Annotated in this window: 11 protein-coding genes and 1 pseudogene; 2 read left to right on the top strand and 10 right to left on the bottom strand. The window is 72.8% G+C overall.

The window, feature by feature from the left end; translation table 11 throughout:
- Window positions 1–275: 275 nt before the first annotated feature.
- Entirely contained in the window at window positions 276–857 is a 582-nt protein-coding gene (locus ACZ7P3_RS03380; RefSeq protein WP_472078675.1) for a TetR/AcrR family transcriptional regulator, read from the bottom strand.
- A gap of 126 nt (window positions 858–983) precedes the next feature.
- Here ACZ7P3_RS03380 and ACZ7P3_RS03375 point away from each other — a divergent pair, with 126 nt between their 5' ends.
- Window positions 984–2,234 (top strand): MFS transporter, encoded by a 1,251-nt coding sequence (locus ACZ7P3_RS03375; protein WP_472078674.1) that lies wholly within the window; start codon window positions 984–986, stop codon window positions 2,232–2,234.
- 202 nt (window positions 2,235–2,436) lie between these two features.
- On the opposite strand, the gene ACZ7P3_RS03370 is transcribed toward ACZ7P3_RS03375, so the two are convergent.
- The 8 genes and pseudogenes from ACZ7P3_RS03370 to ACZ7P3_RS03335 all read right to left on the bottom strand — a co-directional run bounded on the left by ACZ7P3_RS03370 (window position 2,437) and on the right by ACZ7P3_RS03335 (window position 10,425).
- A complete protein-coding gene (locus ACZ7P3_RS03370) occupies window positions 2,437–4,092 on the bottom strand; it encodes a long-chain fatty acid--CoA ligase (protein ID WP_472078673.1) in 1,656 nt (551 codons plus the stop codon).
- 99 nt (window positions 4,093–4,191) lie between these two features.
- Entirely contained in the window at window positions 4,192–4,785 is a 594-nt protein-coding gene (locus tag ACZ7P3_RS03365; RefSeq protein ID WP_472078672.1) for a SigE family RNA polymerase sigma factor, read from the bottom strand.
- A gap of 230 nt (window positions 4,786–5,015) precedes the next feature.
- On the bottom strand, window positions 5,016–6,182 hold the full coding sequence (locus tag ACZ7P3_RS03360; protein ID WP_472078671.1) for a lipid-transfer protein: 1,167 nt from the start codon (window positions 6,180–6,182) through the stop codon (window positions 5,016–5,018).
- Window positions 6,183–6,349: 167 nt separating this feature from the next.
- A pseudogene (locus ACZ7P3_RS03355) lies at window positions 6,350–6,766 on the bottom strand (MaoC family dehydratase); the annotation flags it as partial.
- A complete protein-coding gene (locus ACZ7P3_RS03350; RefSeq protein WP_472078670.1) occupies window positions 6,756–7,787 on the bottom strand; it encodes an acyl-CoA dehydrogenase family protein in 1,032 nt (343 codons plus the stop codon). The gene ACZ7P3_RS03350 and the pseudogene ACZ7P3_RS03355, both read right to left, overlap by 11 nt.
- Window position 7,788: 1 nt before the next feature.
- Window positions 7,789–8,757, bottom strand: a complete 969-nt coding sequence (locus ACZ7P3_RS03345; protein ID WP_472078669.1) for a bifunctional MaoC family dehydratase N-terminal/OB-fold nucleic acid binding domain-containing protein — start codon at window positions 8,755–8,757, stop codon at window positions 7,789–7,791.
- Entirely contained in the window at window positions 8,754–9,905 is a 1,152-nt protein-coding gene (locus ACZ7P3_RS03340; RefSeq protein ID WP_472078668.1) for an acyl-CoA dehydrogenase family protein, read from the bottom strand. The genes ACZ7P3_RS03345 and ACZ7P3_RS03340 overlap by 4 nt, the downstream gene beginning before the upstream one ends.
- Before the next feature lie 202 nt (window positions 9,906–10,107).
- The gene (locus tag ACZ7P3_RS03335; RefSeq protein WP_472078667.1) at window positions 10,108–10,425 is read right to left on the bottom strand and encodes a hypothetical protein; all 318 of its coding nucleotides are present in this window, start codon (window positions 10,423–10,425) and stop codon (window positions 10,108–10,110) included.
- A gap of 367 nt (window positions 10,426–10,792) precedes the next feature.
- Here ACZ7P3_RS03335 and ACZ7P3_RS03330 point away from each other — a divergent pair, with 367 nt between their 5' ends.
- Window positions 10,793–11,665: a bifunctional DNA primase/polymerase gene (locus ACZ7P3_RS03330; protein WP_472078666.1), complete on the top strand. Its 873-nt coding sequence runs from the start codon at window positions 10,793–10,795 to the stop codon at window positions 11,663–11,665.
- Window positions 11,666–11,756: 91 nt separating this feature from the next.
- On the opposite strand, the gene ACZ7P3_RS03325 is transcribed toward ACZ7P3_RS03330, so the two are convergent.
- Complete coding sequence (locus ACZ7P3_RS03325) at window positions 11,757–12,932, bottom strand: esterase/lipase family protein (RefSeq protein WP_472078665.1); 1,176 nt, start codon at window positions 12,930–12,932, stop codon at window positions 11,757–11,759.
- Window positions 12,933–12,940: the final 8 nt, after the last annotated feature.

The following is a 12,940-nucleotide window of genomic DNA, read 5'->3' as shown; positions in this document are numbered from 1 at the left end:
GGGCGGGTCCGCGGAGTTCCGCGGGCGACCCGGAGGATTTCAGCAGACGGCTCCGGGCGGCCCGGCAGGGCTGAGCGGGCGGCTCCGGGCGACCCGGCGGAGTTCAGCGGGCGACCCGGAGGAGTTCCGCAGACGGCTCCGGGCGGCCCGGCAGGGCTGAGCGGGCGGCTCCGGGCGGGTCCGCGGAGTTCCGCGGGCGACCCGGAGGATTTCAGCAGACGGCTCCGGGCGGCCCGGCAGGGCTGAGCGGGCGGCTCCGGGCGACCCGGCGGAGTTCAGCGGGCGACCAGTCTGCGGGCCGCCTCCTTGATGGAGGCTCGCAGGCGGTCGCGGTCGGTGTCCTCGACGCCCGCGAGGATGCGGCGCATCTGCGGGACCACGGCCATCCAGTTGGTCAGCGCGGTCAGCAGGATGAGCAGGTCGCCGGCCGGAATGGCGTCCGTGATGATGCCCCGGGCCTGGCCGTCACTGAGCGCGGCGACCTTGCGGCCGTAGTGGTCCTGGCGCTCGGCCTCGTCGGGCAGCGCGGCCGTGCCGTACTCGATGCCCTCCCAGAAGAGGAGGCGCAGCAGTTCGGGGTGGGCGGCGTGGTAGTCGAGGAGCCGGTCGACCCAGCCGTCGATGTCGTCCGGGTCGACGGGGACGGCCGCGGCCAGGTCGACCATGCACCGGCCCAGGACCTGTGTGAACAGCTCCGCCTTGTTGCCGTAGTAGGCGTAGATCAGCTGCTTGTTGGCCTTGGCCTCGCTCGCGATGCGGTCGATGCGGGCGCCCGCGATGCCGTGCCGGGCGAACTCGGCGACCGCCGCGTCGAAGATGCGGGCCCTGGTGGCCTCGGGGTCCCTGACTGGTGCCATGCGGTCAGGGTACCGCCCTTGTAACCAACCATTTGGTTGACAGGGAATCCGGCAGAGGTGCAGTCTGTTGTGACATCCAACCAACCAGTTAGTTGTCAGCATCGCCTCCAAGGAGTGCCCCCGCTCATGCCGTCAGCGACCACCACCACCCAGGCACCAGAGGTCCGGGTCCCCGTTCGTGACCGGGCCGCCGCCTCCGGCCGGCTCTTCCTTTTGCTCATAGCCGTCTGCACCGCCGTCACGGCCGCCAACATCTACCTCGCGGCCCCGCTGCTCCCGCTGATCGCCCACGACTTCGGCACCACCCCCTCGGCGGTGACGTGGATCGCCTCCGTCGCCCAGTTCGGCTACGCGGCCGGCCTGCTCTTCTTCGCCCCGCTCGGCGACCGCGTCGACCGGCGCCCGCTGGTCGCCCTGCTCTCCCTGGCCACGACGGCCGCCCTGGCGCTCGGCGCGGCCGCGCCCGGCACCGCCGCCCTCGCGGCCGCCGTGTTCGTGGCCGCTGCGGCGACCGTGATCCCGCAGCTGCTCGTCCCGCTGGTCGCCGAGCGCGCTCCGGCCCACCACCGCGCCCGCCACGTCGCGGCCGTCATCGCCGGTCTGTTCACCGGCATCGTCGCGGCCCGGGTCGTCGGCTCCCTCGCCGGACAGGCCTTCGGCTGGCGGTGGGTGTTCGCCGGGTCCGGCGTACTCACCCTCGTCCTGGGCCTGGCCACCGCGCGCGCCCTGCCGAAGGAGCACCGCCGCCGTACCGGTCCGCTCTTCGCCGGCCTGGCCGAGCTGCCCGGACTAGTCCGCCGCTCGCCCGACCTGTGGCGGGCCTGTGTCCGGCAGGCCGGGATGTTCGGCGCCTGGAGCGCCCTGTGGACCTCGCTGGCCCTGCTGCTGACCGGGCCGGCGTACGGTCTGTCCACCGCGGCCGCCGGACTGTTCGGGCTCTTCGGCCTCACGGCCAGTGCGGTGGCCCCGCTCGCCGGCGGTCTGGTCGACCGCTTCGGCGCCGCGAAGGTCGTACGGTCCGCGTATCTGCTCGCCGCCGCGTCCGTGCCGCTGTTCTGGCTCGGCGGCCATGTGCTGGTCGCCCTGTTCGCGGCCGCCATCGCCATCCACGCCGCCCTGGTCGCCGCGCACGTCGCCAACCAGACGCTGGCCCTGACGACCACCACCGCCCCGGCCACCGCCAACACCGCCTATGTCGTGGCCGGCTTCACCGGCGGCGCCCTCGCCTCGACCCTGGCGGGAATCGCCTTCGGCCACTGGGGCTGGGGCGGGGTCGCCGCGGTGGCGGGAACGTCGCTGGTGCTGGGGTGGGTGACCACGGCCGCACGGCGCCGAAGCGCCCGCCCGGCCGGCCGCGGCCGAAGGTGGGATGGATGACCACGGCCGCACGGCGCCGAAGCGCCCGCCCGGCCGGCCGTGACCGAAGGTGGGATGGATGACCACGGCCGCACGGCGCCGAAGCGCCCGCCCGGCGGGCCGTGGCTAGAGCTGGGGTGGGTGACGACAGCGGTGCGGCACTGAGGCCGGTCCGGCGGGTCGTGGCTGTCGGCTGCTCCGTGCGGCACCCACCCCCCGCGGGTCAGAGGCTGGTGATCTCCAGCTCCCCCTCCGCGTACCGTCGGCGCAGCACCTTCTTGTCGAACTTGCCCACGCTCGTCTTCGGCACCGACTCGACGACCGTCCACCGCTCGGGGAGCTGCCACCGGGCGATCTTGCCCTCCTCGGCGAGGAAGGTGCGCAGCGTCTCGAAGTCGGCGATGGCGCCCTCCCTGAGGACGACCGTGGCCAGCGGGCGCTCGCCCCACTTGTCGTCGGGTACGGCGACCACGGCGGCCTCGGCGACATCCGGGTGGGACATCAGCGCGTTCTCCAGCTCGACCGAGGAGATCCACTCACCGCCGGACTTGATCACGTCCTTGGCGCGGTCGGTGAGGGTGAGGAAGCCGTCGGGCGAGATGATGCCGACGTCGCCGGTCTTCAGCCAGCCGTCCTCGCTGAACTTGTCGGCGGGGCGCAGCGGTTCGGCGTCGGGGCCGTTGTAGTAGGCGCCGGCGATCCACGGGCCGCGCACCTCCAGCTCGCCCGCCGACTCGCCGTCCCAGGGCAGGCGCTCGCCGCCGGGACCGGTGAGGCGGGCCTCGACGCCGGCCGGGAAACGGCCCTGGGTGAGACGGTAGGCGAACTCCTCCTCGGTGCCGACCGCGTGGGCCGGCGGGCGGGCCACCGTCCCGAGCGGGGAGGTCTCCGTCATGCCCCAGGCGTGGCAGACCCGCATGCCGAGCTTGTCGAAGGCCACCATGAGGGAGGGCGGGCAGGCCGCGCCGCCGATGGTGACCTGGGTGAGCGTGGAGACGTCCCGGGGGCGGGCGGTCAGCTCGGCGAGCAGGCCCTGCCAGATGGTGGGGACGGCGGCCGCGTGCGTCGGCTGCTCCTGCTCGATCATCTCGGCGAGCGGGGCGGGCTGCAGGAAGCGGTCGGGCATCAGCATGTTGACGCCGGTCATGAAGGTGGCGTGCGGCAGGCCCCAGGCGTTGACGTGGAACTGGGGGACCACGACCAGCGAGGTGTCCTGGTCCGTCAGGCCCATCGACTGGGTCATGTTCACCTGCATGGAGTGCAGGTAGATCGAACGGTGGCTGTACACCACGCCCTTGGGCTCACCGGTCGTGCCGGAGGTGTAACACATCGCGGCGGCCTGGCGTTCGTCCAGCTCGGGCCAGTCGTAGGTGGTGGGCCGGCCCGCGATCAGCTCCTCGTACTCGTGCACCCGTGCGGTGGCGCCCGCGAGCGGGGAACGGTCACCAGGGCCGGAGACGACGATGTGCTCCACCGTCGGCAGCTTGGACAGCAGCGGGGCGATCAGCGCGATCAGCGACCCGTTGACGACGATCACCCGGTCGGCGGCGTGGTTGACGATCCACACCAACTGCTCGGCGGGCAGACGCAGGTTGAGCGTGTGCAGCACCGCGCCCATGGACGGGATCGCGAAGTACGCCTCGACATGCTCGGCGTTGTTCCACATCAATGTGGCGACCCGGTCGTCGGCGCGGACGCCGAGCTCGTCCCTGAGGGCGTTCGCCAGCTGTACCGCGCGTGCTCCGGTCTCGGCGAAAGTACGCCGCTGCGGCTCGCCCTCCCCGGTCCAGGTGATGATCCGGGACCGGCCGTGGACCCTCACCCCGTGTTCGAGGATACGGGTGACGGTCAGCGGTACGTCCTGCATGGTGCTCAGCACGGCGTCCTCCTGGGCGACATTGCCTACGCGGTGGTAGAGGTCGCGCCGATTCTCCGCGCATACCACGCGGTATGTCACTAGGGAGGGGAAAACTGGGGTCTAGCGCACAAGCCCCAGCTCGGGGTCCTCGCGCAGCTTGCCCAGGGCCCGCGAGACCGCCGACTTCACCGTACCCACGGACACCCCGAGCACCTCGGCCGTCTGGGCCTCGCTGAGGTCCTCGTAGTACCGGAGCACGACCATCGCACGCTGCCGTGCGGGCAGCCTGGCGATCGCGCGCCACATGGCGTCGTGCAGCGCCTGCCGCTCGGCCGGGTCGTCCCCGCCCACCACCGGCTCCGGCTCGGGCAGCTCGTCGCAGACGAACTCGTCCACTCTGCGCTTGCGCCACTGCGAGGTCCGGGTGTTCAGCAGCGCCCGGCGCACATAGCCGTCCAGCGCCCGGTGGTCCTCGATCCGCTCCCAGGCCACATAGGTCTTGGTGAGCGCGGTCTGCAGCAGGTCCTCGGCATCGCTCGGGTTCGCGGTCAACGAGCGTGCGGTGCGCAGCAGCACCGGCTGGCGGGCCCTCATGTACGAGGAGAACGACGGGTACGTGGGAGTCCCCCCGCCCGACCGGAGCCGGGAGTGGGGGCGGGTCTGTCCCGCTGGTGCGGCGGCGGCCGAGGCGCTGGTGCAGACGGGTGTGGTCATGGCTCCACGCTATGAGCGGACGGCGCTCCCGCGGATCGGCCCCAGGTCCCGAAGCGGGGTCCCCCTCAGGTTGTACGGGTGGGGTTCTCCACACCTCCTGAAGGTGGAGTACGGGGGCACCTCTTCTACGGGTCCGACCCTGAGTGCCCCTCCTGAAAGCTCTTCCCGGGCGCCCTCGAGTGCTCCCGAAGGCTCCTCTCCGAAGGCTCCTGACGGCTCCCCCCGAAGGCTCATCCGTCACCCGTCAGGACCAGTCCCGACGTCGGCACCCCGGTGCCGGCCGTCACCAGGGTCCGGGCCGCGCCCGGTATCTGGTTCACCGCCGTGCCCCGCAGCTGGCGCACGGCTTCCGCCACCCCGTTCATCCCGTGCAGATACGCCTCCCCGAGCTGGCCCCCGTGGGTGTTCAGCGGCAGCCGCTCCCCGGCCACGAAGTCCGCCCCCTCCCCTTCGGCGCAGAACCCGAACTCCTCCAGCTGCATCAGCACGAACGGCGTGAAGTGGTCGTACAGGATCCCCACGTCGATGTCGGCCGGGCCCAGTCCCGACGTCCGCCACAGCTGGCGGGCCACCACTCCCATCTCCGGCAGGCCGGACAGGTCGTCCCGGTAGAAGCTGGTCATCTGCTCCTGCGCCCGGCCGGCGCCCTGGGCGGCCGCCGCGATCACGGCGGGCGGCCGCGGCAGGTCCCGGGCCCGCTCCAGGGACGTCACCACGAGGGCCTGCCCGCCGTCGGTCTCCTGGCAGCAGTCCAGCAGCCGGAGCGGCTCCACGATCCAGCGGGATGCGGCGTGTTCCGCGAGGGTGATGGGGCGTCCGTGGAAGTAGGCCGCCGGGTTCGTCGCCGCGTACTTGCGGTCCACCACGGCCACATGCCCAAATACCTCGGGAGTCAGCCCGTAGGTGTGCAGATACCGCTGGGCCGCCATCGCCACCCAGGAGGCCGGGGTGAGCAGCCCGAACGGCAGCGCCCAGCCGAGCGCCACGCCCTCCGCCGAGGGCTCCCGGTGCTGCACGCCCGCGCCGAACCTGCGGCCCGACCGCTCGTTGAAGGCCCGGTAGCAGACGACCACCTCCGCCACGCCCGTCGCCACCGCGAGCGCCGCCTGCTGCACGGTCGCGCAGGCCGCCCCGCCGCCGTAGTGGATGCGGGAGAAGAAGGACAGCTCGCCCATCCCGCAGGCCTGGGCCACCGTGATCTCCGGGCTGGTGTCCATCGTGAACGTCACCAGACCGTCCACGTCCGCCGGCGTGAGCCCCGCGTCCGCCAGCGCGGCCTCCACCGCCTCCACCGCCAGCCGCAGCTCACTGCGCCCGGAGTCCTTGGAGAACTCGGTGGCCCCGATGCCGACGATCGCCGCCCGGCCGCCGAGGGAGTCCCGTGTACGCACGCTCATGACGCGGCCTCCTTGGCCGGGGACGGGGACGGGGACGGGCACGGCGACGGGGATGCGGCCGGGGATGGGGCCGGGGTAGAGGCCTGTGCCGGGGCCGATGCCGGTGTTGGTGTTGATGCCGGGGCCGGGGCTGACGCCGAGGACGCCGGCGGGGTCGGCGGCGGGGCCGGTCGCGGGGCCGGGACGCTGACGGTCACCGTGCCGGTGACATGGCGGCCGATGGCGTTGGCCCCGACCACCCGCACCGTCGCCGTGTCGCCGTCGACCTCCTCGATCCTGCCCGTCAGCACCATCGTGTCGCCCGGATGGTTGGGCGCCCCCAGCCGGATGGCGACCTTGCGGAGGATCGCCGTCGGGCCGAAGTGGTCCGTGACGTACCTGCCGACGAGCCCGTTGGTCGTCAGGATGTTCATGAAGACATCGGGGGAGCCCTTCTGCCGGGCCAGCTCCGCGTCGTGGTGCACGTCCTGGTAGTCCCGGGAGGCGATGGCCCCGGCCACGATCAGCGTGCGGGTGACCGGGATCTCCAGCGCGGGCAGCTCGGTGCCCGCCACCGGCCGCCCGGCCCGCTCCTCACTCCCCATGCGCGATCAACTCCCCCAGTTCCTGCAGCAGTTCTGCTCCGCATCCCAGATGGGCGTCCAGCTGCCGCCCCCACAGGAAGTGCCGGTGCACCGGATGGTCGAGGTCGGCTCCCGCCCCGCCGTGCAGATGCTGGCCGCTGTGGACGACCCGCTGCCCCGCCTCGGAGGCCCACCAGGCGGCGGTCAGCGCATGCGTGGCGTACGGCAGCCCCGCGTCCCGCCGCCAGGCCGCCTCGTACGCCGTGACCCGTATCGCCTCGGTGTCCATGTGGGCGTCGGCGGCCCGGAGCTGGACGGCCTGCCGGGTGGCGAGCGGCCGCCCGAACTGCTCCCTGGAGTTCGTGTGCGCCACCGCCCGTGCCAGCGACCCTGCGCACACCCCGGCCTGGAGCCCGGCGAAGGCGGTGCGCGCGGTGGCGAGGACGTCGGCGCAGGCGGCGGCGCCCGGGCCGCCCAGCGGTTCCGCCGGTGCCCGGTCGAGGGTGAGGCGGGCCGCCGACCAGGGGGCCGTCAGCTCCACCGGGGCGATCCCGGTGCCCTCGCCGAGCGGGGCCAGCCAGAGCCGGCGGTCGCTGTCGGCGACCAGGACGTGCGTGGCGTCCCGGAGCCAGGGGACGACGGGGACGGAGCCGGTCAGCTCACCACCCGCGTCGGCCCGTAAACCCCCCTGCGCCGTCAGCGCCCCGCCGACCACCACCGAGCCGTCCTCGATGCCCGGCAGCAGGCGCTCCCGCTGCTCCGGGGTGCCGTGGGCGGTGACCGCCATCAGGCCGTACACACAGGTCGCCGCATAGGGCACCTGGGCCGTCGTACGCCCCTGCTCCTCCAGGATCAGCACCAGGCCGAGCAGGCCCAGCTCCGCCGCGGCGCCGACCAGGCCGGCCGTGCACAGGGCCTTCCACAGCTCGGGGTCGCTGCCGGTGCCGGCGGCCTTCAGCCGCTCGTGGGTGGCGAGGTCGCCGAAGATCCGCGCGGCCAGGTCGCGGGCCTCGGCCTGGGCCTCGGTGGGCGTGAAGTCCATGTCATCCCTCCCCTTCGACGACCCGGAAGACCGGCAGGACCAGTGCGCCCTCCTCGGCACCCTCGTCCTCGTGGCTGCGGAACTCCACCCGGACCGGCAGGCCGATGCGCACCTTGTCGTACGGCACCCCGACCACGTTGCTCACCATGCGCACGCCCTCGGTGAGTTCGATCAGGCCGACCGCGTAGGGGCCCGCCGCGCCGGCGGCCCGATCGGATTCCGTGAAGGCCGGGAAGGACGGGTGGTGCATCACCACGTAGGAGTAGACCGTGCCCTCGCCGCTCGCCTCCAGCGTGTCCCAGTCCAGGCAGCCGCAGGCGTTGCAGCCCGGCAGCCAGGGGTGGCGCAGGGTGCCGCAGCCCGTGCAGCGCTGGATGAGGAGCCGGTGTGCGGCCACGCCCTCCCAGAAGCCCGCGTTGTCCCGGTTGACCACCGGACGGGGGCGCCGGGGGCGCCGGTCCGGGGGTTCGCGGCGCGCCGGGGCGTACTTGAGGATGCGGAAGCGGTGGGTGCCCACCGGCTCGCCGTCCACCCGTACGTCCATGCGGGTCGTGACGAAGTACCCCGTGCCCAGCTTGGTGGTCTTGCGCCCGGAGACCGATTCGATCACCGCGTCGAAGGTGACCTCGTCTCCGGGGCGCAGGGGCCGCAGGTACTCCTGCTCGCAGTCGGTGGCCACCACCGACGTACAGCCCGACTCGTCGAGCAGGCCGAGGAGTTCGTCGTAGGCGCCGGTGCGGCCCTGGTGGCCCGAGAGGCCGCCCATCGTCCACGCCTGGAGCATCGTGGGCGGGGCGATCGCGTCGGGTCCGCGATAGGCCGGGCTGCTGTCGCCCATCGCCTCGCACCAGTGCCGGATCATCGGCAGGTTCACCGGGTCCTTGCCCGCCGCTGCGACGGCGGCGGGGCGCCCTTCGTACTCCTTGAGCCGGACCCCCAGCTCGTCGGGCTCGACGTCCACCGCGCTCACCTCCGCCCCCTCGTCATCCCGAGCCGCATCGCGGCGACGATCTCCCGCTGCACCTCGCTCACCCCGCCCCCGAACGTGTTGATCTGCGCCGCCCTGTTCAGCCGCTCCAGCTCGCCGTCCCCGAGGACCCCCGGGGAGCCGGAGCGGACCAGTCCGGCCTCTCCGGCGATCTCCTGACACATGCGATACGTCGCGACAGCCGATTCCGTTCCCGCGAACTTCACCCCGCTCGCCTCCCCGGGGGTCAGCCGGCCGGCCCCCACATCTGCCACCAGACGCCAGCTGAGCAGGCGGTTCGCCGCCAGCCGGGCATGCGCTTCGGCGGCCCTGAACCGCACCCACGGCTCGTCAATCCGGCGCCGCCCATTCACCGGATCGGGGGTGCGGGCGGCGGTGAGCGCCGCCGCGAGGAAGTCCTCGGCCTGCATCCCGATCGCGGCGAGGGCGACCCGTTCGTGGTTGAGCTGGCTGGTGATCAGCGACCAGCCCTCGTTCTCGGCGCCGACCAGGTTCTGCGCGGGCACGCGGACGCCGTCGTAGTAGGTGGCCGTGGTGGTCTGCCCGCCCACGGTCTCGATCGGGGTCCAGGAGAAGCCGGGGGCCTCGGTGGGGACGAGCAGGAGGGAGATGCCCCGATGCCCGGGCGCCTGCGGGTCGGTGCGGCAGGCGAGCCAGATCCAGTCCGCGTGCTGGGCGCCCGAGGTGAAGATCTTCTGCCCGTCGATCCGCCAGCCCTCGCCCTCCCGTACGGCCCGGGTCCGCAGCGAGGCGAGGTCGGTGCCGGCCGAGGGTTCGGTGTAGCCGATCGCGAAGACCAGCTCCCCGGCGAGGATCCGGGGCAGGAAGCTCGCCTTCTGGCGCTCGCTGCCGTACCTCATCAGCGTGGGACCGACCGTGTTGAGCGTGACCATGGAGACGGGGGCACCGGCCCGGTTCGCCTCGTCGAAGAAGACGAACTGTTCGTCCGCGCCCCGGCCCTGGCCGCCGTACTCGACCGGCCAGCCGAGGCCCAGCCAGCCGTCGGCGCCGATGCGGCGCAGCAGGGCCCGGGGGTCGCGGGGTTCGCCGTCCTCGGGCATCAAGCTCCGGAAGTAGGAGCGGAGTTCTGAGCGCAGGCGCTGCTGGCGCCCGGTGGGGGCGAGGTGCACGGTGGGCCCTCCCGGCCTCGCGTACCTGACAGGACGGTTTCTGACTGTCCGTCAGATGACGTTCCCTGTCAAGGTCGCGGACCCCGCGCCGGCACGCCGGAAAACGTCTGCGCGACGGCACCGAAGTACCGCCGCGCAGACGTTTCATGACCCCGAAGCACACCCCACGAGGACCCTCATCACGAGAGGCCCCGGCCCGGACTCACCACAGAGGGGTGAAGTGGACGGCGACGTTCCCGTTGCCCTGCTGGATGCCCGTGAACGCCGAGCCGTTGACCTGTGCGGTGTTGCTCTGGTTCGACGCGCCGGAGCCGACCGCGTTCTGCTGGGTGGTGGACGAGTTTCCGTTGTTGTTGTGGCCGACACCACTGCCGATGATGCCCGCCACACCGGCGTTGGCGCTCGATCCGTTGTCCGCGATGGCGCCGTTGTCCGCGGCAGCGACACCGGCGAAGAGGGCGGCTGCGAGGGGGAGAGCAGAGACGGCGGCGAGAACGCGGGCGGTACGGATGCTTGCCATGTTGTTCCTCCAGAACCGAGCACTGTGCGGCCCTAGGGCCGGCAATACGTGAAGTACGGCTGTTGCCAAGGCAGTTGGCCGACCGCCTCGACGTTGTGGACGACGTCGCGAATCCAGAGTTGCCCGCCGAATCCCTTCCCAACCACCCCGGAAGCCGTGATTCGCACGCAAGTGTGATGACAAGTCGATAAACCCTTATCGCCATCTTTGGTCGACTCATGTCCCATCTCATGACAGGACGGACCTTCAGGTATCAAGCGTCACAAGAGGTGAATCGTTCCAGCAGTTTTCCGGCCAATCCCCCCGCCCCGGCGCGTCGGCACCGACTCCTCTTTTCTTTTTCGAACGCGTGTACGAACATGGAGGTATGGCCACCACCGACCGGCAGGCCACGACGCTGGCCCTCGCACACGCCCTGTCAGCCGCCGAACGCGGACTGGCCGTCATCCCCCTGTCCCGGACGAAACTCCCGGCCGTGCGCTCCCCGCACCGCGACGACCCCGACCCCACGCCCTGCCACGGCGGGTGCGGCCGCTTCGGCCACGGGGTGTACGACGCCTCCACCGATCCGGTCCGCATCCGCGAGCTGTTCGCCGCCGCCCCCTGGGCCACCGGCTACGGCATCGCCTGCGGACTGCCCCCGCACCACCTCATCGGCGTCGACCTGGACACCAAGTCCGGCACCGACTCCTCCGTCGCGCTGCGCGAACTGGCCCTGCGGCATCTGTTCACGATCCCCGAGACGGTCGTCGTCCTCACCCCGAGCGGCGGCCGCCACCTGTGGCTGACCGGCCCGCCGGACGCCGTCGTCCCCAACTCGGCCGGCCGGCTCGCCCCCGGCATCGACATCCGGGGCGCCGGCGGCTATCTCGTGGGCCCCGGCTCCCGCACCGAGCACGGCGTGTACGCCGCCGCGCCCGGCACCGCGCACCTGGCGCCCGCCGCCTGCCCACCGGCCCTGCTACGACTGCTCCTGCCCCCGCCGGCCGCCGCGCACCCGGCGCCGTCGCAGGCGCCCGCCGGAGACCACGGCCGGGGCCTGGTGCAGTTCGTCCTCTCGGCCCACGAGGGCCAGCGCAACACCCGCCTCTTCTGGGCCGCCTGCCGCGCCTACGAGAACGGCCTCGGCCCCGCCCTGCTCGTCCCGCTGGTCGAGGCGGCCCTGAACACCGGCCTGACCGAACGCGAGGCCCGGGCGACGATCGCGTCGGCCGCGCGGATGACGGGGCACCGGCCGTGAGGGGCCGGCCGCGTGCGCACGGGCCGTGAGGGGCGAGCCGCGTGCGCACCGGCCGTGAGGGGCGGGCCGCGTGCGCACGGGCCGGCCGGGGTCAGACCGGGACCGGCATGACGGCGCAGCGCAACGGCTCGGGGTGCGCGGCATCGAGGGCGTTCAGCACCAGCCGGTACACGTTGCGGTCGTACGAGCCGCCCAGGTGGCCGGTGAGGTCCAGCGCGCACTGGCGCTGCAGCAGGATGTTGTGCACGGTCGCACCGGGACCGGCATCGAGGAACTGGTTGATGTACGGGGTCACGACCGGGTCGGTGCGGGTGACGATGTTGGTGTAGGTGACGCCGGGCTCCGTGTCGCCCTTCGCGTACAGCCGCTGGAGCACCGGGGAGCCGATCGTCTGGTCCCTGGCCGCGGGGCTGTCGAGGCCGAGCGGCTTGCCGGCATGCCCCAGCACGTCCAGTGCCGCGTCGAGGAGGTGGACCAGTCCGCTTGCGGTGGTGCCGTGACTGCTGGGGTTGATGCCCACCAGGTGGTGCACCTTCGCGGCACCGCCGTCGAAGCGCAGGTACCACCGGGGCAGCAGCCCGCCGCCCTGGGAGTGGCCCACCAGATCGACCTTCGTCGCCCCCGTGGCGGCCAGCACCTTGTCCACGTAGTCGGCCAGCTGCCGTGCCGAGGCGGGGACCGGGCCGGTCGCCTTCAGCACGGCGTGGGGTTTGCTCTCGCCGAAGTCGAGGGCGAAGACGCAGTAGCCGGCCTCCTTCAGCACCGGGGCGAGCCCGCTCCAGTTGTCGAAGGCGTTCTCGAAGGTGCCGTGGACCAGCACCACCGGGTAGGGGTGGGCGGCCGAGGGCTTGCAGCCGAAGTCGTTGGCCCCGGCCGGCGAGCGGTCGGGATCGGGTACCGAGGCGAGCAGGGCCAGCCCCCAGCTGACCGCCCCCAGATCCCCGAAGGGGTTCACGACCGACACCGGTGAGACCTTGGCGGTGCTGCGCCGCGGTGCGGGGGCTACGGCGGCGGGAGGGCGCGGTGCGGGGGCTGCGGCGATGCGCTGCGGTACGGGGGTCACGGCGGCGGGAGGCCGGGATGCGGGGGCTTTCGCGGCGGTCGTGTGCTGCGATACGGGAGCGTCGGCGGTGGGAGGCCGGGATGCGGGAGCCTCGGTGGTCGTGCGCTGCGATACGGGGACCGCGGCGGAAGCGGCGGGGCCGGCTGCGGTCAGGCAGGCCGCCGCGAGCAGGGCAGTGGCTGCGCCCTTGAGGGATCGGCGCATCGAGGTGC

It is taken from the genome of Streptomyces sp. NPDC107581 (assembly GCF_055657175.1).
Note: the sequence above shows the minus strand (reverse complement) of the source record. Positions and strands in the feature narration are given on the sequence as shown.